This window comes from Lactobacillus sp. HBUAS51381, from assembly GCF_012641095.1.
GTDB lineage: Bacteria > Bacillota > Bacilli > Lactobacillales > Lactobacillaceae > Levilactobacillus.
Map to the genome: position 1 here is coordinate 20751 of NZ_JAAVSC010000008.1, position 24368 is coordinate 45118.

21 protein-coding genes are annotated in these 24368 nt (G+C 51.8%); 10 read left to right on the forward strand and 11 right to left on the reverse strand.

The features are described from left to right. Positions 1-514 precede the first annotated feature (514 nt). Complete coding sequence (locus HEQ50_RS04320) at positions 515-2821, reverse strand: glycoside hydrolase family 31 protein (RefSeq protein ID WP_168899296.1); 2307 nt, start codon at positions 2819-2821, stop codon at positions 515-517. 27 nt (positions 2822-2848) lie between these two features. Then, on the reverse strand, positions 2849-4273 hold the full coding sequence (locus HEQ50_RS04325; protein ID WP_211089199.1) for an SLC45 family MFS transporter: 1425 nt from the start codon (positions 4271-4273) through the stop codon (positions 2849-2851). Between the two features lie 232 nt (positions 4274-4505). On the opposite strand from HEQ50_RS04325, the gene HEQ50_RS04330 reads away from it, so the two are divergent. Beyond that, positions 4506-5483 carry a LacI family DNA-binding transcriptional regulator gene (locus HEQ50_RS04330; protein WP_168899297.1) on the forward strand — a complete coding sequence of 326 codons (978 nt, stop codon included), beginning with the start codon at positions 4506-4508 and terminating at the stop codon, positions 5481-5483. Positions 5484-5697: 214 nt separating this feature from the next. On the opposite strand, the gene HEQ50_RS04335 is transcribed toward HEQ50_RS04330, so the two are convergent. After that, on the reverse strand, positions 5698-6261 hold the full coding sequence (locus tag HEQ50_RS04335; protein WP_168899298.1) for a DNA starvation/stationary phase protection protein: 564 nt from the start codon (positions 6259-6261) through the stop codon (positions 5698-5700). 28 nt (positions 6262-6289) lie between these two features. Next, the gene (locus HEQ50_RS04340) at positions 6290-6517 is read right to left on the reverse strand and encodes a heavy-metal-associated domain-containing protein (protein WP_168899299.1); all 228 of its coding nucleotides are present in this window, start codon (positions 6515-6517) and stop codon (positions 6290-6292) included. A 304-nt stretch (positions 6518-6821) separates the two neighbouring features. Here HEQ50_RS04340 and HEQ50_RS04345 point away from each other — a divergent pair, with 304 nt between their 5' ends. Continuing rightward, complete coding sequence (locus HEQ50_RS04345; protein WP_168899300.1) at positions 6822-7985, forward strand: MFS transporter; 1164 nt, start codon at positions 6822-6824, stop codon at positions 7983-7985. A 304-nt stretch (positions 7986-8289) separates the two neighbouring features. After that, complete coding sequence (locus tag HEQ50_RS04350) at positions 8290-9489, forward strand: ATP/GTP-binding protein (protein ID WP_168899301.1); 1200 nt, start codon at positions 8290-8292, stop codon at positions 9487-9489. A gap of 164 nt (positions 9490-9653) precedes the next feature. On the opposite strand, the gene HEQ50_RS04355 is transcribed toward HEQ50_RS04350, so the two are convergent. Beyond that, positions 9654-10406 carry an NADPH-dependent oxidoreductase gene (locus tag HEQ50_RS04355; protein WP_168899302.1) on the reverse strand — a complete coding sequence of 251 codons (753 nt, stop codon included), beginning with the start codon at positions 10404-10406 and terminating at the stop codon, positions 9654-9656. Further along, entirely contained in the window at positions 10399-10872 is a 474-nt protein-coding gene (gene nrdI / locus HEQ50_RS04360) for a class Ib ribonucleoside-diphosphate reductase assembly flavoprotein NrdI (RefSeq protein ID WP_168899303.1), read from the reverse strand. The genes HEQ50_RS04355 and nrdI overlap by 8 nt, the downstream gene beginning before the upstream one ends. Before the next feature lie 366 nt (positions 10873-11238). Here nrdI and HEQ50_RS04365 point away from each other — a divergent pair, with 366 nt between their 5' ends. Further along, on the forward strand, positions 11239-12759 hold the full coding sequence (locus HEQ50_RS04365; RefSeq protein ID WP_168899304.1) for an ABC-F family ATP-binding cassette domain-containing protein: 1521 nt from the start codon (positions 11239-11241) through the stop codon (positions 12757-12759). A gap of 128 nt (positions 12760-12887) precedes the next feature. Then, positions 12888-14321, forward strand: a complete 1434-nt coding sequence (locus tag HEQ50_RS04370) for a DHA2 family efflux MFS transporter permease subunit (protein WP_168899305.1) — start codon at positions 12888-12890, stop codon at positions 14319-14321. Between the two features lie 99 nt (positions 14322-14420). On the opposite strand, the gene HEQ50_RS04375 is transcribed toward HEQ50_RS04370, so the two are convergent. Together HEQ50_RS04375 and HEQ50_RS04380 are read right to left on the reverse strand one after the other, a co-directional pair. Continuing rightward, positions 14421-15755, reverse strand: a complete 1335-nt coding sequence (locus tag HEQ50_RS04375; RefSeq protein ID WP_168899306.1) for an MATE family efflux transporter — start codon at positions 15753-15755, stop codon at positions 14421-14423. A gap of 141 nt (positions 15756-15896) precedes the next feature. Continuing rightward, positions 15897-16820, reverse strand: a complete 924-nt coding sequence (locus HEQ50_RS04380; RefSeq protein ID WP_168899307.1) for an AEC family transporter — start codon at positions 16818-16820, stop codon at positions 15897-15899. Between the two features lie 141 nt (positions 16821-16961). Between HEQ50_RS04380 and HEQ50_RS04385 the strand changes: the two genes are divergently transcribed. Continuing rightward, the gene (locus tag HEQ50_RS04385) at positions 16962-17141 is read left to right on the forward strand and encodes a hypothetical protein (RefSeq protein WP_168899308.1); all 180 of its coding nucleotides are present in this window, start codon (positions 16962-16964) and stop codon (positions 17139-17141) included. A 47-nt stretch (positions 17142-17188) separates the two neighbouring features. On the opposite strand, the gene HEQ50_RS04390 is transcribed toward HEQ50_RS04385, so the two are convergent. Then, positions 17189-18556, reverse strand: a complete 1368-nt coding sequence (locus tag HEQ50_RS04390) for a hemolysin family protein (RefSeq protein ID WP_168899309.1) — start codon at positions 18554-18556, stop codon at positions 17189-17191. Between the two features lie 215 nt (positions 18557-18771). On the opposite strand from HEQ50_RS04390, the gene HEQ50_RS04395 reads away from it, so the two are divergent. Both HEQ50_RS04395 and HEQ50_RS04400 read left to right on the forward strand, forming a co-directional pair. Then, the gene (locus HEQ50_RS04395) at positions 18772-19137 is read left to right on the forward strand and encodes a hypothetical protein (RefSeq protein ID WP_168899310.1); all 366 of its coding nucleotides are present in this window, start codon (positions 18772-18774) and stop codon (positions 19135-19137) included. 344 nt (positions 19138-19481) lie between these two features. Further along, positions 19482-19907 (forward strand): Hsp20/alpha crystallin family protein, encoded by a 426-nt coding sequence (locus HEQ50_RS04400; RefSeq protein WP_168899311.1) that lies wholly within the window; start codon positions 19482-19484, stop codon positions 19905-19907. 177 nt (positions 19908-20084) lie between these two features. On the opposite strand, the gene HEQ50_RS04405 is transcribed toward HEQ50_RS04400, so the two are convergent. Both HEQ50_RS04405 and HEQ50_RS04410 read right to left on the reverse strand, forming a co-directional pair. Then, positions 20085-20933, reverse strand: a complete 849-nt coding sequence (locus HEQ50_RS04405) for an aldo/keto reductase (protein ID WP_168899312.1) — start codon at positions 20931-20933, stop codon at positions 20085-20087. A gap of 85 nt (positions 20934-21018) precedes the next feature. Beyond that, positions 21019-21180 carry a hypothetical protein gene (locus HEQ50_RS04410; RefSeq protein WP_211089200.1) on the reverse strand — a complete coding sequence of 54 codons (162 nt, stop codon included), beginning with the start codon at positions 21178-21180 and terminating at the stop codon, positions 21019-21021. Between the two features lie 172 nt (positions 21181-21352). Here HEQ50_RS04410 and HEQ50_RS04415 point away from each other — a divergent pair, with 172 nt between their 5' ends. Both HEQ50_RS04415 and HEQ50_RS04420 read left to right on the forward strand, forming a co-directional pair. Then, positions 21353-23692, forward strand: coding sequence for a cation-translocating P-type ATPase (locus tag HEQ50_RS04415; RefSeq protein WP_168899313.1), 2340 nt, complete (start codon positions 21353-21355; stop codon positions 23690-23692). A gap of 121 nt (positions 23693-23813) precedes the next feature. Then, positions 23814-24338 (forward strand): DUF1836 domain-containing protein, encoded by a 525-nt coding sequence (locus HEQ50_RS04420; protein ID WP_057732142.1) that lies wholly within the window; start codon positions 23814-23816, stop codon positions 24336-24338. The last annotated feature ends 30 nt before the right edge of the window (positions 24339-24368 follow it).

A 24368-nucleotide genomic window follows, 5' to 3' on the forward strand; every position in this document is an offset into this window, starting at 1 on the left:
ATTCATTATGCCTGGAAGTGGGCCCCATTAACTTGATGCGAATCAAGTTGGCCGATTTATTTGGAAAAATCAGAGATTATTGGTGAATATAACGCACAAAAAGCCCGTCCCATCAGTGTTTACACTGACTGAGGCGGGTTACTAAGTTTTTTTCTAAATTCTAAAATTTTGATGGTGAGCAGTTTTGCCAGAGATTCTGTCATTGTCACAACCGTCTACATCGCCAACTACTGTCAATTACGTTAGTCGAAAACCAATAAGTTGGTGGCGATATCGTTGGCGTGACAATAGTTGACCGCAATGATTTATCACCTGCCATGTAGCAGTGAGTGAGTCAAATTTGGTCTCAGCCGTGGGACTTTTCAAGTGGGGTGCTTGAAAAGTGGCGACTTTGAGACGTGACTTTTCGGCTCAAAGCGAGGGCCAAGACCGCTCTTTGGCTTGGCCCGGTCCTGCCCACAGCGATCCAGACCAAATTTGGCGAACGGCAGGGCGGCCAGCATCGGAGGTTAAGTTACGCCAACTTGTAGCCATCGCTGGCCCGATCGTAGGTCAATGTGACGCTACTGTCTGGCAGATCGATGGTGATCGTCTGGTAGGCCGGCGCAAAGCCATGGTGCCGCAGGTTAACGGCAACTTGGCCGTCCTTGACCGTAATGGCGTAGCGGTTAAATTCGCCGTTCTGGTAGTTGAAGTCCAGGCCATCGTCTTGGTAGTGCTCATAAGTTCCGGTATCCCCGAAGAGCTTAAACGTCATCGTCGTATCGGGTTCTTCACTGATGTGGTCGACCGCGGCGCCCCAAGGCAAGAGGGTATCTTGCTTGATAAAGAGGGGCAACTTATCCAGCGGCGCATCGACGACAATATCTTGTTGGCCATCGTATTCACGGTTGTTCCAGAAGTCGATCCACTTGCCGGCGGGCAGGTAGACGAGCCGCTTGGTTTGCGACTTTTGAACGACTGGCGCAACCAGGACAGCGTCACCCACCATGTATTCGTCGTTGAGATCGCGAACCCGAGGGTCGGTGTCGTCGTTTAAGACCAGTGGCCGCATGATCGGTAGCCCATTTTGACTTTCCTGTGCGAAGAGGTCGTACAGGTAGGGGATGAAGCGGTAACGGAGCTTGAGGTACTTGCGGTAAATCGACAGGGTTGGTTCACCGAAGGCCCAAGGTTCCTGCCGCCGAGTCCCCATGGCCGCGTGATTTCGGAGCAGTGGACTAAAGATGGCGGCTTCGATCCAGCGCGTCAGTAACTCTGCGTTGGAGTCGGAGGCAAACCCACCGATGTCCGTCCCCACAAAGCTGAAGCCACTGAGCCCCAGGTTGCATAGTTGGGGGATCATCATTTGAATGTGAGGCCAGATACTCCGGTTATCACCGGTCCATACGGTCGAATACTTCTGCGTCCCGGCGTAGGCCGCCCGGGTGATGACGTATGGCCGCCGACCCTGTTGCTGTTTCAGCCCCTCGTAGGTCGCTTTGGCCATGTTATGACCGTAAACGTTATGCATTTTGGCGTGAGTCGAGGGGGTCTCTTGATCGCTGAAGATTGTGTCATCGGGAATGTCACCCTCAAATGTGGCGGGTTCGTTCATGTCGATCCAGACACCGCCCACGCCATGGTCCGTTAGAAATTGGTTATTCGTGGCCCACCACTTGCGGACCTCCGGACGACCGAAGTCAGGAAAGGCGGAGTCGCCGGGCCAAACCTTGTTGATGTAGATCTTGTTGTCGGGCGTCTTCACGAAGTAGTCGTGCTTCACCCCTTCCGCATAAGTCTGGTAGTTCGGGTCCTGTTTAACGCCGGGATCGATGATCGGAATGACCTTGATGCCGCGTTGCTTTAATTTGGCGACGAAGGCCTTGGGATTGCCGTCGAACTTGGCCTTGTCCCAGGTAAAGACTCGATATCCATCCATGTAGTCCACGTCGAAGTGAATCGCATCGCAGGGTAGGTCGTATTTCTTCAAATTGTCCGCGATCGACTGAACCTCGGCCTGACTCGCACTGTAGCCCCAGCGGGATTGTTGATAGCCCAACGTCCATTTCTGCGGCAACGGTACGCGCCCGGTCAGGTAGGTGTAGTTGGTGACGATATCCTTTAAATGCTGGCCCCCAATGACGTAGTAATCCAGGTTCCCCTGAACGGCGGAGTAGAAATAGTAGTGGGAATCTTCTTTCCCCATATCGAAATGACTCTTGTAGGTGTTGTCGAAGAAGAGGCCGTAGGGGTGGCCATTCTTCAGTCCTAACATGACGGGAATCGACTTGTAGAGGTTCGGGAAGTTTTCCAGTTGGGGCGCCGGATTATCCACGTTCCAGTTGTCGTACTCAAAGCCCCGTTTGTCGAGGTAACCGGTCTTGTCACCCAAACCGTAGAGGTGTTCATCGGGGGCTAAGGACTTGATAACCTCGTAGTAGCCCGTGTCGGATTTCACCGTGGACTTGGTGACGCTGTGGCCCTCGGCTTCGACGAGTCGTTCGTGAACCTTGTCGATACCCTTATCCAAGAGGTGCCGTTCACCGCGGTAGTCCGTAATCAAGGCGTTGCCGGCAGCATCATAGACATCTACGTGACGCTCGGCATCCAATTTCAGCGTCAGCGCACTGGTCTTTAAGGTGTAGTGGTCGCCGGCGTCGGTCAGCGTGTAGTCGGTCGGCTGTTGCTTGTTGCCCTCGATGGCGTAGGATTGGCCGTTGTCGCCGCGATTTTCAAAGACCCGCACGATAGCGGGGGTGATCACGGTCAGCTCTAGGGGATGCTGCGGGTAATCAAAGGTAATTTTCTGTTTAGTTTGCGTATAAGTTGGTAATGTCATAGAAATTCTCTCCTCAGTAAGCTAATCCTATTGTACATCTTCAGACAAATCCTTTTGCGGCTTATCCTGCTTCAAGACACTGATGGCGACGACCGCAATCAGCATGGAGATACCAGCAACTAACATCATGCCGGGCATGGACTTACCGACCAAACGGAAGACCAGGAAGCTGGCGACGGACGCGATGATTTGCGGCAAACAGATGGTTCCGTTGAAAATCCCAATGTAGGAGCCTTCGTTAGACCCGTTCAGCGATGATGTGAAGATGTTGAAGGGTTCCACGTGGACGGTGAAGAAGCCAATCCCGATCAAGCAGAACGGCAGGATCAGTAAGTATTGGTTGTGAATGAAGAAGACCCAGATTAAGCCAACGGCAAAGCAGGTAATCCCGAAACGATACCAGAACTTCCGCTTAAAGGGATTCGTGTGCGACAGGACTAAGAAACCGTAGAGGACGGCGGCCATGGACTGGATAAACGTCAGAATCCCGTACCAGTTTCCGGCGGCTTGATAACCAGCGGAAGTGGCGTTGGTGGTGTTCCAAACGTTTTGAGCAATGGCCCCGGTGGTGTAGGTCCACATGTATTGGATCCCAATCCAGGCGAACATTTGAACTAAGGCGACTTCCCACAAAGCCTTTGGGGCTTCCTTGATCAGTTGCCAGATGGACTTGTGGTTCTTATGGGCCTGTGGCTCAATCTGGTGGTAGTCGGCGTAGGTCTCCGGGTCGTATTCCTTAACGGAGTGGATCGTGTAGGCGGAAATGCCCAACAGAATCGCGGCACCGATATAGAAGGCTAACCGCACGGACAGCGGCACAACACCTTTCTTCGCGGTGTTGGCCACGCCGAAGTAGGTTAAGACGAAGGGGAGTAAGGTGGCTAACACCCCGCCCAAGTTACTGAAGGCTTGTTGCCAGGACCACGCCTTGTCCTTTTGATTTTCGTTGACCATGTCCCCAATAATCATCCGGAAGGGTTGCATGCAGACGTTACTGGACAGGTCCATGAATAGAATGGCAATCGCACCGAAGAGCAGTGCGGCCGTGGAGGCGTAGCCAAAGCCAAATGAGCCGGCGTTCGGCAACAGGACCATGACCAATGCGGCGATCGGGGCACTGAACAGCAGGTACGGCATCCGCCGCCCGAAGCGTGGTGACCAGGTCCGGTCGGAATACTTCCCGACTAACGGTTGCACGATTAGTCCGGCTAGTGGGGGCAGGATGAAGAAGAGTCCCAGGTTGGTGGGGTCGGCCCCGATGGTCTGGAAGATCCGGCTCATTTGTGACGATTGAAGCGAGAAGGCCATGTTGACCCCGCAAAAACCAAACGTAATTGCGAATATGGTCTTCAATGGCAAATTTGGCAGGGAGTTTGAGATCCGTGTCGATTTCTTAGTGGCAGTTCCGGTCGGTTGGGCGACCCCAGCTGCGTGCGCTGTTGGTTGATTCATAGTGTGCCATCCCCTTGATTAAATTAAAGCCTATTTCCTTTTAACGCCTACATCGTATCACTTTAAGTAAACGTTTACAATGCCTGTGCAACAACAAGTTAAACGTTTACTCTTTTTGCTGGGAAATTTGGCCAAATAAGGCTATAATTGATTTAACCATTATCGAGTCGGTGCGGCCTGTCGTCACGGGAAGAGGGCCAGCACCAAAAATAGAGAAAGTCAGGTGGACGTCGTGACCAAGCCAACCATTAAAGATATTGCGGCCAAATCGGGGGTGTCGATTGCCACCGTGTCGCGGGTGCTGGGCAACAAGACGGGGTCGTACAGTGAAAAAACACGGACCAAGATTTTAAAGATTGCCAAGGAACTGGGGTACCGGAAGAATTCGGTGGCTGTGGATCTCGTGAAGAAACATTCGGACGTGATTGCGCTGATTATTAACGCCACGCCCACGAACTTCTCCACGCAGATCATTGATGGCATTCAACAGCGCGCCGACGAATTGGGCCAGGGCGTGATCATCCTTTACGCCGGCAACCGAGACCACGCCCTTCAGCATCAGGCGATCATCACTGCGCTGGAACGGTCGGTCACCGGAATCCTACTGGCGGCGATTGAACCGGATGAAGAGGATCTGACGTTGTTGAAGGAGTCGCGGATTCCGTTTTGCTTTGTGTCACTGTATTTTGGAACTACGGCTATTCTGGCCGTCAGCTCGGATAACCGGGAGCTGGCCTATCAGGCGACGCAATACCTGATTGATCGCGGCCACACGCGAATTAGTCTGGCCGGCATCGATGGCTACCACACGGGGAGTCAGCGGCAGGCGGGCTATCAGGATGCGATGGCGGCTAACCGATTACCCGCAGCGACAGTCTTATCTGGTAATTATAGTTATGAGGCGGGGAAAAAACTGCTCCAAGCCGTTGTGGATCAGGGGAGTACGGCCGTGATTGCGGCCAGTGACATGGTCGCGGCGGGTTTATTAACGGCGGCCCACCAACAGGGCGTTCGGGTGCCAGCGGACCTCTCCATCATGAGCATCGATGGGACCATCATCTGCCAGATTACCACGCCCGCGCTAACCAGCATGACGCAGGACTTCTATCAGATTGGCAGCCAGAGCGTGAACAAGGTGCTGGGACAACCGGCGGCGGATTTTGTGTCGGTGAGCGTGACGGAACGGGATAGTGTGGCGCGGTTAGACTAAACGTGAGTTGGGGCTACGTTTTCCCGGATGGGGTAATTTTGACGTGCGGTGATGAAAAAATATTTATACAAAAATGGGCGTTTGATCTCACCGGTTTGAGAATCAAGCGTCCATTTTTTTGAGGAGCAAACGTCACTTGAGAAAACAAAAATTGAAATAAAAAAACCGTGATCCCACCTCGCAGTGTGGAATCACGGCTTTTTACTGCTAAAGATTAGTCGTCATCTTCGTCATCGTCTTCTTCATCCAGACCGTCGCGGGCGTCGTTGCCCAATACGGCTTGGAGTTCGCGGATGATGTGGTTGTTGGTGCCCCGTAGCGTGGTTAAGAAACTGGCTAAGGCTGGGCGTTCTTCCTTTTCGGCGAGCTTGATAGCCCGGTCGATGAAGAGGTTGTGTGTATCTGCGTCGCGAACCAGCTCACTGACTTGTTCTTCGGCGGTCAGATACTTCTTGGCGCCACTTTCCTGGAGCATGTTGTAGTCGTGGAATTCCTTGGTCGTGGTGGAAACGATCTCGCCTTCATCTAACAGGAGTTCACCGAGGGCGTCGAATTGTTGGCGGTAAGTGTCAATGTAGGTGCTGAGTAATTGGCGAACGCTCAGGGCTAGCGGCCCCTTAACGGACCAACGGACTTGGTGGAACTTCACAATGGAGATGTGCAAGTTGGATAAGATGTGATTGGTCATGGCACCAGCCGTCGGAACGTGGTGATCGTGGTCGGTTTGGGCTTGTTCAGCAGCGTAGCGGTCTTCAACAGTCATGGTCGTTGTGGTCATTAGGAAACTTCCTTTCGTATTTGAGGGATTAGAGGGCTTTGACTTTGGAACTCTGGACAACGTAGCCGAGGTCGGTGACCGTGTCGGCTAAGCTTTCAGCGGTGACCTTATCGTCATCGAATTCGGCCTTAATCTTGCTGGCGTTGAAGAGTACCTTGACGTTTTCCACGCCATCCTTTTTGCTTAAAGCCCCTTCGATCTTGGTCATGCAAGACGGGCAAGTCAGGGCATCTAATTTCATCGTTACTTTACTCATAATAAGAACCTCCTAAGTGGTTTACTTAACGTTACGGTTGAACGGCATCGCACTTGTTGGTGACGCCGTGGACTTAATCGCTGGCAATTTCGTTTGCCTTGATTACATAACTTAGTATACGGGCCAGTGGTTGAGAAAAACTTGACTCAGATCAAGTTCGCCAATCTTTTTTGAAATATACATAAAATGAATATAGTTAAATCTGAAATCGCTGATGGATCAGGACCAACGAGCCGCGTTGTTTTCTTTCACTGAAAAATATGCGACAATGGAGAACAGAATTTAGACAAGCGAGGGACATGCAATGTGGAAAAGCAACAAGGAAGTCAGTTTGGTGGGAATTCTTTCGGCAACGCTCCTGCTAAATGCAGCTGCGGCGTGTATGTGGCCATTAACCACGGTCTACATGCATAACGAGTTACACCAAACCTTGACGTTAGCGGGAATTGCCCTATTGGGAATGTCGCTATGTATGATTTTAGGCAATTGGTTGGGCGGCTGGCTGTTTGATCACTGGTCACCCTTTAAATCGGCGATCGTGGGAACGCTGTGTTCCTTTATTCCCATGCTGATTCTGATCTTCTTCCACGGCTGGCCAATCTTTGGCATCATGCTGCTGTTCATTGGCTTAGGAGATGGGATCGTCATGACCGTGGTCAATTCGTTTGCGGCCAACGTGACGTCCATCAGCAGTCGGAAGGTCTTTAACTATCTGTATATTGGAATGAACCTCGGGGTGGTCGTGGGGACGTTGATGGTCGGTTACCTGATGGACCACGGGGTTCAACTGGTCTTCATCGCCGCCAGCATCTGCTACACGGCTTTACTACTGATTATTCTGGCGGATTTTCGGATGAAGGTGACCACCCCCACGCAACATCACCAGCAGAAGGTGGCCAAACCCGCGCAGCTCAATCTGATCTGGTTGATTGCCGCCATGGTTTTCTGCCTCTATCTGAGCTATACGCTGTGGGAAAGTGTGATCTCCGTGCACATGACCAACCTGGGGATTTCCTTTGAACACTACAGTCTGTTGTGGACGTTAAATGGCTTGATGATCGTGTTCGGTCAGCCAATCGCCAACCGGCTGGGTGAGTATTTCAAGATGAGCTCGCAGATTGCGGTCGGGTCGTTGATCTTCATCCTGTCGTTTCTGATTCTGGTCTTCGCCAAGACCTACGCGATGTTTGTCCTAACCATGGTCATTCTGACGATTGGTGAAATGATTGGGTTCCCCGGCATTCCGGCATGGATCGATAAGCTTGCTGGTGACAACGATAAAGGGAAATTTCAAGGCATCTATAACATGGCCATCTCGTTTGGCCGGGCGGTTGGCCCGCTGTACGGGGGACTCCTGATCGAATACGGCAGTTATCGCGATCTATTCGGCTCAGTGACGTTGCTGATGCTTCTGGCCTTAGCCGCCGTGATGATTCGTAACCGAGTAAATCAGGCGCGACTGAAATAAAAGCAAGAGCGGAACCGGCTGTCTTTTGGCCCAGGTGTCGAGGGCGGTTTAACCCAAACGCGTGGGCACTGAGGACGAGTTTAATGACGGCAGCACAGAGTACCTGGGCGGGTTAGTCCAGGTGCTTTTTTCATGCATTTAGTTGTGGTATTCATTGATAATCGGGTAATACAATTGAGGTTGATATGACAGCGTTGGTAGCGCTGCCATAAACTATACAATGGCGGATTTAGCCGATCCGAATGTAAGTGATTGCTTATCGGCTGAACAGGCGTAACATGCTAGAAAAAGGGGTGGCTGGGCTATGTTAATTGACTTCACGTTGACCAATTTTCGATCATACAAGGATACCGCAACGCTGTCGTTAGAGAGTGGTGGCGGCGTTCAACAGTGGGAACATGAGAATACCGTACCGTTGACAGATGGACTGAATGTTCTGAAATGTGCGGCTATTTTTGGCGCTAATGGTGCCGGGAAAAGTGCCGTTTTGGCGGGACTAGAACGCATGCGCCAGATGGTGACAGCGCCGACTGAACAAATTACGGATCAGCTGCCCTACGAACCGTTCCAGTTTGACCAAGAGTCGACGGGACAGCGGACGACGTTTATGGTGAATTTTGATCGTGATGGTCACCAGTATCGCTATGTGTTTAGTTATACGGCCACACGGATCGTGGATGAGATGTTAAGCGTGGCGGTCGAGGATCATTACGAGGTCCTGTTTGCGCGTGAGAAGGGTGTTATGACGGTGATTCCCGAGGGCTTGGTGACGGCGGCCCAACGTGTACGCCCCAACGCCTTGATGCTCTATGCGTTTCAGAACTGGAACTATCAGCCGGCGATGACGGTATTCGAGTGGTTCAGTCAGGACCTGGTGATTTTAAACGACCATCCCAGCGGTGCCGGCCTCGATGACGAGTGGGTCCATAGTCAGTTGACGCAATTCCTACGCGCCGTGGGCAGTGAGGTTGCGGGCCTTACGCAGCGGAAGGTGGCCATTCAATTCTTAGATGGTTCCGCCTTCACACGGCCCGACCTGTATCTCGTTTATGAAAAATACGATGAAGAGGGCGCGGTCGTTGGCCGAGAAGAGTTGCCGTTGAACAACGCCTCAACGGGCATGCGGCAACTGGTGGCCCTGGGGCTCGCACTGATTACGGCCCAGCACGCCGCTCATCCACAGACGATTCTGACCGATGAACGGTTGGCGGCCATTCATCCTACGGCCTTGGCTGCCCTCCTGACGTTGTTTAATTCGGTGGCCAATACGAATCAAATTGTGATGACCACCAACCAACCCATGTTGATGAGTCAGCATTTGCGAATCGATCAGGTGTACTTAGCCGAGAAAAATTATCGTGGAGAGAGTCAACTCGTCTCGCTATTCGACTTGGCAGATGTTCCGGCCACGGGCTGGTTAGAGGACTACTTGGCTGGTCGTTTTGGGGCAATGCCACGGGTGGATGCGCATGGGCTACTGGTGGCGTTTGATCCGAGTCTCTAAGTGAAGCTTACAACGAAAAATATCAGCTTCCTTAGAGGATCTGACATCGTTCACCACCGGTGTCAGCCACAGTTAAGCTAATGGTACCAGTCCGCAGTTGCTTCCCCGCTGTTCTAAAAAAGACGCATCAGCATTTAGCCGATACGTCTCCGGGATGATCTAGATTAGCGTTTCTGTAGAAAGCCCTGATACTCCAAGGCTTGATTTAACTTGGCCCGTTGTTGGGGATCCCGTGCCAGTTCGGTTGCGATGTGGTGGGAGAAGGTTTCTGGCCGTTGGTGGCTGCCCCGAGCTTGGTAATAGTCATTAATCACTTGGTTGTAGGCGGCTAACGTCGGGTCGTCCGCGGTCAATGGCTGGTAGTCGTTGGTGAAGTGCATCAGAGATTGTGGCATGCGCGGCTTCAGTTCGGGTTTCTCTGCCGGATGACCGATGGCCAATCCAAAGACGGGGAAGGTGAGTTCGGGCAAATGGAAGAGATCGATTAGTTGCGGCGCGTCATTGAGCACGCTACCCATGATGGTGCTCCCCAAGCCAAGGCTCTCGCCGGCCACGACCATAGCTTCCACGGCGATGCTGGCGTCAAAGATACCCGCAAGCAGTTTGTCGGTACTGTGCAGGTTTGCCACGGCCGTTGGTGTGGCCGTGATGAGTTGCGCGTTGCGGTATTGGTCGGCGAGAAACAGGAAGAAGTGTCCCGATTTCTCCAGCCAGTGGTGACCGGTAATCTTGCCCAAAGCAGCTAGCTTTTGCGGATCGGTCACGCTGATGATGCTATATTGCTGGGAAAAGGTACTGGTTGGTGTATGTTGCGAAGCATCCACTAACGTCGACACTTCGGCTGCAGTTAATTTCTCGTCCGTAAAATGGCGAATACTTCGGTGATTTAACAAGGTGGTCAGTGTCGGATTAGTCATTGTTGGTCACTTCTTTCATGCGGGCCACGAGGGCGTCGTAGACCCGCTTCTCATCGCGGGGCACGCCTCGGAGTTCGTAGTTGGCGATGAAGGGGGCGTTGAACTTCTCGGCGTAACGCTTAGCGGTGAGGCAGTACTGTTCATTAAAATTACGGTTGCCGCTCCCCACGACCCCCACCAGATGTTGGGCGTTGTTGCCGTAGCCGATGTACTCACCCAAGACGTTGGTCATCAATTCCTTGACGCCGTTGTCGATGCCGTTGCCACCATCAAGATAGGTTGGCACGAAGCAGAAATACGGTTGCGTTTCGGCCGTGAAGTCGCTGGCCTCACTGATTTCGGTCGCCGTAATCTCGGGCGCTTCGGCATTCTGCGCGTGTTGCTTAGCGGCATAGGCCGTCAGATTTTCCACGAAGTTGCGGGTATTTCCTTCAATAGAGATAAATAAAAGACGTAATGGTTGCATGACTGTTCCCTCCAATTTCGGTTGTTGACTTACTCTTAGTGTACTCGGATTCGCGGGGGAATGCTCTTAAGTTTAGACCCCCATTGTGGCCAATTTGCCGGGGTCCCTTGTCAAAGCGCGGACGGTATGCTATTCTAGTCGTACTTTAAGAAAGAACGAGGTATTCAGCCGATGCGTAACTAATCACTCTCAAATGTTTGTCAGCTTCATCACCGTTTAGGGGTGGAGTGGGCCTGCAATTGGGATTGATGGTTACGCCGACTGAATTGCCAAGAGCAATCAGTGGGCGCCATTTCCGTATGGGGAATGCGGCCACTTTTTTATTTGCCAGCCATCGATCCCTGCTTTCAAAAGGGGGACGACTCTTTGACACAACTTAACTTGAATCACTTAACCAAAACCGTAGCGGGAACACCGCTCTTCACATTAGACCAATTGACGGCGCACACCGGCGATCGGATTGGCATCATTGGGGCCAATGGGACAGGGAAAACTACGTTGGCGCACATTATCGCCGGCACCGACACGGATTTTACGGGGCAACGGACCGTGACGGCACCGGTAACCTTGGTCCCACAGATTGCCCCGACTAACGGTCGCTCCGGGGGCCAGAGCATGTTGGATCGGGTGCGCGCGGCCTTGGCGCAACGCCCAGAAATCTTGATTTTAGATGAACCCTCGGCCAATCTGGACGATCAACATCAGCGGTGGCTGATTGGGCAGTTGCAGCATTTCAACGGCTTGTTGATCGTGATCTCGCATGACCGTGAGCTCCTAACGGCCGTTGCAACGCAGATTTGGTCGTTGGCCGATCACGTCTATACACAGTATAACGGGAATTTCGCGGACTTTGTCACCCTGCGTGATCAGGAACGACACAACAACCAGGACCGTTATCAGCAGGAACAAAAGGAACGGCGGAGCCTACAAAAGGCCATCCAAGCCCGCCACGAAAAGGCCAATCGGATTCGCAAGGGCAGTCGCCACATGAGCGAAGCCGAACGGGCGAATTCCAAGAGCACGCGTGAACAGAACGCCGCCAAGATGGAGCGTGGGGCGCGGGCGCTCAAGGATCGGATGAATCGGCAAACGGTTGCGACGAAGCCCCATGAGGTCGCCCCCCTCAAGCTGGTGGCAACGGATCTGCCCCCGGTGACCGGTAAATACGTGATTAGCGTTGCGGATGTACACCTGCAACGCGGGTCGCATGATCTGTTGGAACACGTGCAGCTCCACGTAAAACCGGGAGAACGCGTGGCTCTGGCCGGACCCAACGGCAGTGGAAAGTCCACCTTGATTGAGGCGATTCTGGCCCAACAATCGGGAATTCGACTGGCGCCTAGTGCGCGGGTCGGCTATTTTCATCAGGATATGACGGCGTTACCCACAGCACAAACCGTCTGGCAGGTGATGAGCCGCGTGACCGCCCTAGATGACAATCGGACGCGGCAGTTAATGGGGGCGTTCGGCCTCAAAGCTAAGTTCTACGATCGGCCGATTGGTGAGCTGAGCGGTGGTGAACGGGTGAAAGTCCAGTTACTGGCCATCCTAGTCAGTGCCAGTAATCTCTTGGTGTTGGATGAACCCACAAATTACCTGGACTTGCCGGCTTTGCGGGCGCTGGAAGACTTCTTGGTCGGCTATCCGGGGACCGTTTTATTCGTGGCCCACGACCAAACGTTCCGGCAGAAGGTTGCCACCCGGGTCTTGACGTTAACCGATCATCGACTACGCGATCCGCAACGGACGGCCCAGGGCGTTCCGGTCACGGATCTGCCGCGCCTGCAATTTGAGTATGACCAGTTGATGATGGCCCCCGTGCTGGATACCCAGCGGTTACACGAGCTGCGCGACCAGATTGCGGCGGCAAAACGGACGAAAAACTGATGAATCGGTAAGAATTTGTTCATGAAAACGATTACCTCTAATTTTTTGATAACTTTTGCTTACGAAGACGGTTTTTTTCTGGTAGAGTAATCCATTGTGTTTGAAATGAAAGCGAGTGTGAAAACAAAATGGATTCTGTACAAAGTAGCCAAACTAATGTGGCTAAGAAAGCTCGAGTGCAAGTTGCTCACCCAATGCTAGCCATGATGGGGATGCTAATCGGGGGCTTTGTCGGGATGTTTTCAGAAACATCCTTGAATATTGCTTTACCACAATTGATGGCGCAATTAGGCGTCACGACCGCCACGGTTCAGTGGTTGGTCACCGGATATATGTTGATGGTTGGGATTGTCCTGCCACTGTCCAGTATTATTACGAAATGGTTCACGACGCGTCAGGTTATCCTGTTCGCGCTGGTTGACTTCATGGTCGGGGCCGTTATTTCGGCCATCGCACCAGGGTTTGGCGTCTTGCTCTTCGGACGGATGATTCAGGGGATCGCCACCGGGCTGATCCTGCCACTGATGTTTACCGTGGCTATGCAAATCTTCCCGCCTTACAAGTTGGGTGCTGCTATGGGGATGGTCGGACTGGTGATCATGTTCGCCCCCGCTGTTGGGCCAACCTTAGCCGGAATCGTTCTCGGCGTCGCTTCTTGGCGGTGGATTTTCTGGTTGTTCGTGCCGTTCTTACTGATTGCCTTTATCTTTGCTGTGACGTCATTGAAGAATATTGCGGAAGTTTCACGTCCTAAGGTGGACTTCTTATCGATTCTCTTGTCGACGGTCGGCTTCGGGAGCTTAGTGCTCGGCGTTAGCTTGGCCAGTGACCGTGGCTGGGGTTCAGCCGCCGTCATCAGTGCCTTAATCGTGGGGATTGTCGTCTTGGCTTGGTACACGCACCGTCAATTGACGATGGACAAGCCGATCTTGAACCTGCGGGCCTTTGCCATTCCGGGTTTCCGGATTGGGGCCAGTCTGGTCATGATTAACTTTGGGATTATCCTATCCGCGATGTACCTGTTGCCAATGTACATTCAAAAGGGACTGTTGGTCCCCGTTGCCTTGACCGGGATCATCATGTTCCCTGGTGGGGTCATGAACGCGATTATTTCCGCCGTTTCCGGTCGGATGTATGATCACGTAGGGGCACAAATGCCCGCTCGGATTGGCTTTATCATCTCAATGGTCGGCGCCTTAATGTTGGCCTTCACCACGACGCAGAGCGCCATCTGGTACGTCATCTTGGCCCACGTCATCTTAATGATCGGGGCGCCACTGGCGATGTCACCGTCACAAACGTACGGGTTGAACTCTCTGACCGGGCCAATTGCGGCCGATGGGAGTGCCATCATGAACACCTTACAACAGGTTGTTGGCGCGATTGCCACGGCGATTGCGACGAGTCTGTTGGGGATTGGTCAGGCCGCCTACATGGCTTCCGGTGCCAATCATGCCGCAGGTGCCTTTGTTAACGGGGCCCACTACGGTTTCTTCTTCACCTTTGTGTTGGCCGTGGTTGGTTTCTTACTAGCCCTGCGGATTCCGAAGGCGAATCGGTAATTGTTTCATGTGAAACAGTCAATTTAAGTGTAAATGAAAGGGATCGCAAATCTGAAATTGATTTGCGATCCCTTTTGCTCGTTTCATGAAAGATGACAACTACTCATCCAAGAAGTTCTTTCGCCGAAACACGCGGAAGACCATAAAGATACAGTAGGCCAGTGCTAATCCCCAGGCCAGGGGATTAGCGTACGCAATGGCGGTAAAGCCAAAGCCGGCAATGGATAGCCAACCGGCTGCGGTTCGTCCGATCAACTCACCCATACCTGAGAAGATGGCATAGAAGCTGTGACCCCAGCCTTGCAGGGTGTTCCGGAAGATCATCAGAATCCCGTGAACCGGGAAGTAACAGCTGATAATGATGATGTAGTAGTTGGCCTCGCGGACGATGTCGGGGTGGCCCGAACCAATGATGGCGGTCACCAGCGGCGTCTTGGCGAGGTTAATGATGATGAAGGCGGCCGCGGAGTAAATGACTTGAATCCAGACCCCATCGACAATCCCGCGCTTCATGCGGTTACGTTGCTTGGCCCCAAAGTTCTGGGCCTGGTATGTCGCCATGGCGGCCCCCACGCTTTCCATCGGCAGGGTGAAGAGCTGCCGAATCTTTTCGGCGGCCGATTGCGCGGCAATGATGTTGGTGCCCAGCAGGTTAATGGCATCCTGCATCACGATGGCCCCGATGGCGGAGACGGAGTACTCAAAGCCCATTGGCAAGCCAATCAGGTTCATCTTCTTAATTCGAGCCCAGTTGACGGCCCAGTCCTTGCGGGTCAAGCCGAGATGGAACTTTGGAAAGACGGTCAGATTGAGCAGGCCCCCGATAAATTCACTGATCACGGTCGCGATGGCGGCCCCGGCGATCCCCCAGTGGAAGACCAGAATGAAGACCAGGTCGAGAATCACGTTGACCACGAGAGACGCTATTAAGAAGTAAAGCGGGTGAACCGCATCACCAAAGGACCGGAGCGCATCGGCAGAATAGTTAAACAAAATATTAGCCGGAATCCCCAGAAATGAGATGGCCGTGAAGATAATGGTCATGTGGAGAATCTGGTTAGGCGTATGTAGGGCGGTTAGTAGGGTGGGCGTCAAAACGACCATTAATGGCGTCAGAATCACGGCCAGCACAATGCAGAGCCACACGGCATTGGTCAGGTATTGGCGAACGGCCGCGTGGTTTTCTTCGCCCACACTGTGGGATAGCGGAATGCTGAAGCCGATGCAGGTTCCTTGTACAAAGCCCATAATCAGAAAGCTTAGGGGATAGTAGGCCCCAATCGCGGCCACGGCATCCACGCCAATCAGACGGCCGACAATCAGAGTATCAATGAAGTTATAGAGTTGCTGGAAGAGGGAGCCACCGATTAGGGGCAGTGAGAAGAGAATAATCTGCTTAATCGGTCGGCCCTCGGTTAATTTCAAGGGTGCCATAACATTCCTCCTAGTTGATAGCGGTTTCAATACTAGCTAGTATATCAGTTTAACGGTGAATAGATAACCCCGGGTGGTAATCATTTCAGCGGAAGTGAGCGCAAAAAAAGGTCGTCTCGCCGGCTAACGGCGATCACGACCTTAGAGATTGCAGAGCGCAAAGACCACCGGAATGGTCGCCACGCTGAAGATGGTGGAGATACTCATCAGGGTGACGGCCGGGCTGGTGTCGCCGTGGGCCTTTAAGGTGAAGAGCACCACGTTACCGGCGACGGGACATGCCGCCATCAAGACGGTCGTATACAGCGGAATTCCGCTGATACCGAAGGCCCGAAGAATCACGATGTCGATGATGGGAAAGAGTAAATTGCGGCAGAGCAGGGGCCACCACAGTCGAGAATTAAACGCCTGCCGATTGAATTTCACCGCGGCGAGACTATTCCCGATAACAATCATGGACAGTGGCGTGTTGATCGAACTGACGTAGGTGATGGTGTGATTGAGCAGGTTGGGGAGGTGAACGCCGCTAACGAAGATCGCCAGGCCCACCACGATAGCCACAATGTTGGGATTCAGGAGAATCTGGCGCCAATTGATGGGCGTCCCTTGTTTTCGCGGCGTGAACAGTGCGATACCGTAGGTCCAACAGAAGATGTTAAAGGCGGCCAGTGAGGCCACGGCGAAGAAGACGCCGGTGTTGCCAAAGAGGGCACTGGCTAAGGGAACACCCATGAAGCCGGCATTAGAGTAGACGGCGCCGAATCGCATGATGCGTTGTAAGTTGGGATCGGCGACGCGTTTGAACGCTAAATTTGTGATGAGAACCATCAAACCATAAGTCAGCAGAATCCCCAACAGAACCAGGCCCAGACTTTGGAGACGACTGGTCGAGAAACGTTGTTCAAAAGCGTTGACAATCAGACATGGTGAGACGATATAGAGCAGAATATTGGTGAGATCGGTCGCGGTCTGACCGTGCATGAAGCCCAATTTGTTGGTGAGGAGGCCGACGCCCATCAGGAGAAACATTAAAATGATTTGATTCGTGAGTTGGCCAATAGCCATGGGTGGTACGCTTCCTTTCTGAGTAAAGCTATCCATTCATTATGAGAATAGGTGGGGGTCACTGTCAATTAGCCGGTGCATTCACCGGACAGTGGGCTTACAATGGTGAGGAAGAAGTTTAAGTCGCAGGAGGAACAAGGGATGTCTTTTAATCGTCATTTTTACCGGACTATCCGCTTCTGGAGCGGGTTAGTCGTCATCGGCCTTATGTTGCCTAATGTTATCTCGGTCAGCCTAACCAGCGTCTTCTGGTGGGTCTCACTGGCTTGTTTGGTCGGGGGCGGCGGCTACGCGCTGGCGGGCTTCGTTCAGCGTCGGTAGAAAAAAGCCGTCACCCGAAATGGGCGGCGGCTTTTCTCGTGACAACTTTACTTGTGATCATCGTCCTGATTTTCGGTCGTGGTAATCTGTTTCTGTGGCGGATTGACCGTGACTTCCAACCAGTTAATAAATGAGTTTTCGTAATCTAACACTTTAAGATCAAAGTTCTTCAGGTGAATGACATCGTTGACCTTGACGTTCGGGTAGTTATCGATGATAAAGCCGGCCATCGTGACCGTTTCAGTCGTCTCAAATCCCTTAATATCAGTGTTGAAATACCGTTCAAAGTCGTAAGTCGTCATCTTCCCATTGACTTGGAAGGTGCCATTAGGTTGTTTGAAGATGTATTGGTCGTTGGCATCGTCAATCTCATCGCGGACCGTGCCGAAGAGTTCCTCGTAGATATCCTTATCGGTGATAATCCCGGAAGTTCCCCCGTATTCGTCGACGACCACCACGATTGGCGTCCGTTTCTTAATCATCTGTTGGAGAACTTCGGTGATGGGCGTGGTCTCGGGCGTCGTGGAGATATCCCGAATCAGCTTGTCGACCCGCACCTTGGAATCCACCTGTTGCTGGCGAATCAAGTCGTAGTTGTAGACGTAGCCGAGGATCTTATCCTTATCCCCATCGGCCACAACAGGAAGTCGGCTGAAGCGCTCCTGCAGGTAAACGTTCAGGGCTTCCTTCACGCTTGCCGTGATGTCAATGACTTCCAGCTGCGTCCGGTCAATCATAATGTCCTTGGCCACCTTGTCATTCAGCTCGAAAGCCCGTTGCATGTAGACCAAGTCATTCTTTTCCAGTTCGCCACCCTCCACGGCACTTCGTGAAAGGTTAAGGATTTCGGCTTGGGAGAAGACCTCGTCACTTTCGTTAGCGACCTTCAAGCCCATTAGACGAACGACACCCGAGGCGCTGGTATTGAGTAACCAGACGAACGGGTAGAACAGGATGTGGCAGTAATGCAATGGCGTGACGATTAGCATCAAGACCTTCATGGGCATATCAATGGAAATGTTCTTTGGCACGATTTCCGTGAAGACCACTTCAAGATAGGTCAAGAGCAGCACCCCGACAATCACGCTAATCGTATGCGTGGTTGCCGTGTTCAGGTGGGCGGGTGCTAGGCCGTCTAACAGGAGATCGACGAAGAATGATTCCCCGATCCACCCTAAGATGATGCCGGCCAGGGAAACCCCCACCTGCGTCGTTGATAAATATTCATTTAAATTGGTGACCATTTTCATGGCCCGGTTGAGCTTAGTCGACGGTTTGTCCAGTTCCTCGATCTTTTCTTCGAGGGCACTGGGACGCGTCTGAACTAGGGCAAATTCACAAGCAACAAAGAAAGCTGCAAAGAAGAAGGTAATTAAAATAATAATTAGGTTCACAACTATCTGACCGCTATCCACACATCATTCCTCATTTCATTAATTCTATCTCTTTATTATAGCGCGTCTGCACGCCTTTTTATAGTGAGTAGATTGAATCAAATTCTACGCTCAAAGCGGTCATCTGGCAACCGAACAACGGAAAATAGTTGGATTAACTTTGGGGAATGACATACTTAACGTTTTCGCCGAAAAGGATTAGACTAAATGTAGTAACATCAAAGGAGATTTGGATTATGGCAGATACACCAAAGGACGAAAAGATTGAACCGACTATTGAGATTCCAACGGATGACGTGGAAAAGGCGGCAAAGTTAATTTTGACGACGGGATATGTGACCAAGCGCGATCTACCAAAGATGGATGACTTAGCCTGGGCAACTGCACTTTCAAAGGCTGTGACAAAGCATTTCTTGGAAAATGACGATGATCACGATCCTTACGTTTACTTCGAACAATTTGACTTCGCCGGTGGAGACATCGATTCCATTCTCTTTAACATGGACATCGTGCCAACCCGTGAAGAAGCTTTGCAAGATTTAGCCGACGCGTTGGGTGAAAAGGTTGTTGTCCCTAAGGATAATGATCAAACAACTTATTAAATCCCGATCTTCGGGTAATGGGCTTCCAGCAGAGATGTTGGAAGCCTTTTTTGATGCTTAAGGGTTTGGATAAGACTAGGGAAGATGGGCAACGAAAACGCTAATTTTGACGTGATTAAGTGTATCGGGACGTTTAAAAAAAGTTTGACCTTTAGACGAGCTTTTTGACCTTTGACAATTAAGCGATTACTCTGGCATTCTAATTAATGCTGATTTGCTGGGATTAAGCCATCAAAATTAGCACTCTAAAAACCGAGTGCTAATTATTTGCATTTCTGACCAATACTGACTATTATAGAAAATGTAATCAAGTAAAACAGAAAAGCAGAAAGGGGAATTTGATTATGGCTAATGATGTTATGAGTCGGAACTTTGATTTCTTTGATCCAATGAATTTCTTTAATGAAGTGGGCAACTTAGGTCACGATATGTTCAATGGTGATAATGAGATGAAGACGGATGTCGTCGAACACGATAAGGATTACGTGGTCACGGCTGAATTGCCAGGCTTCAAGAAGGATGATATCCACGTGGACTACCGTGACAATACGTTGCGGATTACCGGGAAGTCCGAAGTTAGCCAAGCGGCCAAGGACGACAACGGTCGGATCTTACGGCAAGAACGTCGTAGTCAAAATGTGGCCCGTTCCTTCTACCTGCCAAATATCGATTTGAAGCAGGTTAAGGCCGGCTTCACCGATGGCATCTTGACGTTGACCTTGCCAAAGCAAGCTGACGTTGCGGATCATCATGAAATCAATATTGACTAATACCAATTAATCATACTGTGGCGCGCGTTCTGGGGATTTCCCGGAACGCGCGTTTTTTGTTGGGCCAATGTTGAGCAGAATCGCTGTGTGGCTTTCCCCCGATTCTTACGACGGTAGCTGAAATTTAAAAAGGCCCCCGCGTCACCGACGATGCGGTGACGCGTGAGCCTCAGGGGACTAGTATTGTTTGCCCGTTTCGTAAACGATTTCCGGTTCATTTCCGGTTCGTTGGTACTTGTTCAACAGGTCGATGGTGGACATCTCATCTTCGCTCAAGGAGAAGTCAAAGACCTGCGCATTTTCCGTAATCCGCTCCGCGTGTTGGGACTTGGGAATCGGTAAGATCCCGTGTTGGAGCTCCCAACGCAGGATGGTCTGAGCCACGGACTTGTTGTGGTGCTGACCAATCTTGGCGATCATGGAGTCGCCCAATACGGCGCGCCGGCCCAGGGGACTCCAGGCCTCGGTAACGATGTGGTGTTGTTGGTTGTAGTCTAACAAGGCCAACTGATTGAGGTAGGGGTGATATTCCACCTGATCGACCACGGGCATCTCCTTAGCCTTGGTTGCCAATAAATCCAAGTGAGCGGCGGTGTAATTGGAGACCCCGATGGACTTGACCTTACCGTCTGCCTTGAGTTCTTCAAAGGCCCGCCACGTATCGAAGAAGTGTTCGCGAACCGGCCAGTGGACGAGTAAGAGGTCCAGATAGTCCAGCTTTAAGCGTTTCAGAGAGCCTTCCACGGACTTCAAGGTTTGATCGTAGCCCTGGACTTCTTCGGCGACTTTAGTCGTCAAATAGAGTTCCTGGCGGGGGATTTCGAGGCGGTGCAGGGTTTCACCCAAGATGTCCTCGTTCCGATAGAGCATCGCCGTGTCAAATAACCGGTAACCCTGATCCCAAGCCGTTTTAATGGTGGTGTCCATGGCTTCCTGGTCGCTGATGAGGTAAGTCCCAAAGCCGAAACCGGGGATCTCATGGCCATCGGCGAGTTTGATCGTATCTGCAAGACTGGTAAGTGTCATTATTTTTCCTCCTTGGCGTTGCGGGTCAATCCGTAACACTGCATATAAATAATATGTTAAGCCAATTTAGTCAAACTGGCAACGCTTACTTTTTGGTTTTGAACTGATCGTATAGGTTAATCGACGCCTCAATCAGCATGCCGGCCGTCATGAGCCACATGGCCAACATGTCTTGGTGGGCTAACATGCAACCGAGTAAAATAATGTAAAGAATGAACAGAATAACCGCTGATGATTTATGATTCATCATAAAACCTCCCTTGGATAATGTGTTCCCTCTTTATTTAACCACGACTGACAGGTGCTGTTAAGGACTAACGTTTCGCTTAAGAATCGACAAAAAACCAATAGATTAATCGTTATGAAAGCGGATTATCGGTTACAATATGGGTAACGAATCGGTAAAGGAGGACGCCCAAATGACAGACCGTTACCTACCGCCCTTAAACCAAGGCCTCACGGCAGATGAGGTGCAGCAACGCGTGGCGGATGGCTTAAAAAATGACCCGTTACCGCCACTAACGCGGAGTGTCAAACAAATATTTCGGGACAATTTACTAACGCTATTTAACTTAATTAACGTGCTTCTGGGCGGCCTCGTCCTGCTCACAGGCAGCTACAAAAATTTGCTCTTTTTAGGTGTTGTGGTCTTTAATACAGGAATCGGGATTTTTCAGGAAATTCGGTCCAAGCGGCAGGTGGATAAGTTAGCCCTGTTATCAGAGGGCAAGATTAATGTCCTGCGTGAGGGAAGCTTGACGCCGCGCCACCAAGACGAGCTGGTTCAAGACGATCTCATGGCCATTGGGCGGGGAGATCAGTTGCCCGTGGACGGCCTCATTCGGCAGACCGTGGGGATGGAAGTCGACGAGTCGCAGATTACCGGGGAGTCGACGCCCATCGTGAAGAATACCAACGATCGGCTGGTTTCCGGCAGTGTCATTCTGGGCGGCAAGGCCATTGTTCAGGCAACTACAGTGGGGAAGGGCAGTTTTGTGAAGCAATTGGCCCACTCCGCGAAGCAGAAACGCCGGTCGGCTAGTCAATTGCTCCTCATTATTAATCGGATTATTAAAGTGTTAACGTTTGCCATCATTCCGTTGGGTGCCGGGCTATTCATTGCCGCCTTAATGCGGGGTCAGGATCAGAACCGCGCCATTCTGGGAACCGTGGCCTCGATGGTCGGCATGATTCCCGAGGGGTTAGTCCTGTTGACCTCGGTGGCCTTGGCCGCCGGGGCGTTTACCCTGGGTCGCCGGCACGTTTTGGTGCGGGAACTCCCCGCGATCGAGGCGTTGGCCCGCGTGGATGTTCTCTGTCTGGATAAGACCGGGACGATTACGAACGGAAAGTTGGTTTTGGAAAAGGTTGAAGCCGTGGGGAAACAGTCGCCGGAGCAGTTGAACGCCGTGTTGGCTCGGTTGGTCGCCGCGACGGGGGACGATAACGAGACCGCCACGGCCGTCAAGCAGGCGTTGGGAACACCGACCGTTGATGCGTCCCAAGTATTGCCATTCTCATCCGGTCGGAAATGGAGTGGCGCCCAGTTGGCGGATGGTGCCTACGTCATGGGGGCACCGGAGTTTATCTTTGAAACGGTACCCGCTACGGTACAACAGCGAATTCAAACGTTGGCCGCACAAGGTTATCGGGTCCTCCTGCTGGCGAGGGTGGCCGCATTGACCACACCGAAGCCGACTGCGCCGGAAGCCATTGGCCTGATCTTAATTACGGATGAGTTGCGGCCACGGGCCAAGGATACGTTTAGTTTCTTTGCCAATCAGGACGTGGCCCTCAAGGTTATTTCCGGAGATAATCCGGTCACGGTCGCCAGCATCGCTGAACGCGCGGGGATTGCCGGCGCCAAACAGTTAGTCGATATGAGTCAGGTCGGCGCCGAACCGGATTACGATCAGCTGGTGGCGACTTACAACGTCTTTGGCCGGGTTACACCGCAGCAGAAGCAGGGGCTAATCAAGGCCTATCAAACGGCGGGCCACACCGTCGCCATGACGGGGGATGGGGTGAATGACCTGCTGGCCCTGCGGCAATCGGATTGTAGCATTGCGATGGCTTCCGGTAGTGAGGCCACCAAGAGTTTGGCCGATTTTGTCCTCGTCGATTCGAACTTTGACGCGATGATTAACGTCCTCAATGAAGGCCGCCGGGTCATCAACAACATCGAACGGGTGGCGTCACTCTACCTGATTAAAACCATGTATTCCGTAGTGTTAACGCTGATTTTCATCTTCATGAGTCGGAGCTACCCGTTTGAACCCATTCAATTGACGCCAATCTCCTCGTTGATGGTCGGGATTCCCACGTTCTTCCTGGCGTTGCAGCCCAATTATGCGCGGATTGCCGACCGTTTCATGAAGCAGGTGATGGAGATTGCCGCCCCGGCCGCCGTCTGTGTAGTGGGTTATATCCTGGTCATCATGGGGCTAGGGACGCAGTTTAACCTGAGCTTTGCGACGACCTCCACGCTGAGCGTCCTGATGACCGGGCTGATTAGTCTCAATGCTCTGGTCATGGTCGCCCGACCGCTCAACCGCTTCAAAATTGGTCTGATTGCGTTGATGGCGGGCCTGTTTGCGGTCATCTTCCTGTTCTTGGGCCCCATTTTCTCGCTGGTCAGCCTGATCAATTGGAAGTTGGCCTTGATTTACCTGCCACTCATGCTGAGTGTGCAACCCATCTTTATCCTGGTACAGGAGATTTTGGGGAAGCGTATCCTGAGTCGTATTCGCTGGCGCTAAAGGCATTGCGAGAGAACTCGTCAACACGCTAGCTGAAATTGAGATATTCATCCGTATCTAGTCATTATAACTAGGTAATATGCTATAATGAAAGGTATAAACGGAAGGGTAGGGAAGAAATATGGCTGATTACAATCAATACACCCGCTGGGAAAACCAGATGCATAAGGCAAAGTTACCACGGTGGGACGATTTACCGAAGTTTGACCTCTATATGGACCAGGTTACCGCGCTGATTAACGACATTCTGGGACCTCTCGGGATCGATACCATCACGCCGGCAATGATTAATAACTACGTGAAGCACCATGTCATTTTGGCACCCGTCAAGAAGAAGTATCAAACGATGCAGCTAACGGATATTTTGATGATCAGCCTCCTGAAGCCCATGTTCCAAACGGATACGGTCCGTTCGGGGATCGACCAGATTACGGCTGGGGATTATCCCAAGCAAGCCTACGATAACTTTATTGGCCAATTGGAAGACCGGCTCCATCACTTAGGTGAAGAACAGGTCCAACCAGCGGCTAAGGATCTCAACGAAAAGTTGATGCAGGTGGCGGTGGATGCCGTCGTGGCCCGCCTGCAATCTGAAAAACTCTTGCACTTAATCAAGCGGCCAATTCGTAAGATTGAGAAGAAATAAGTGAATTGGTCACAAAAAGGACGCGCCAGC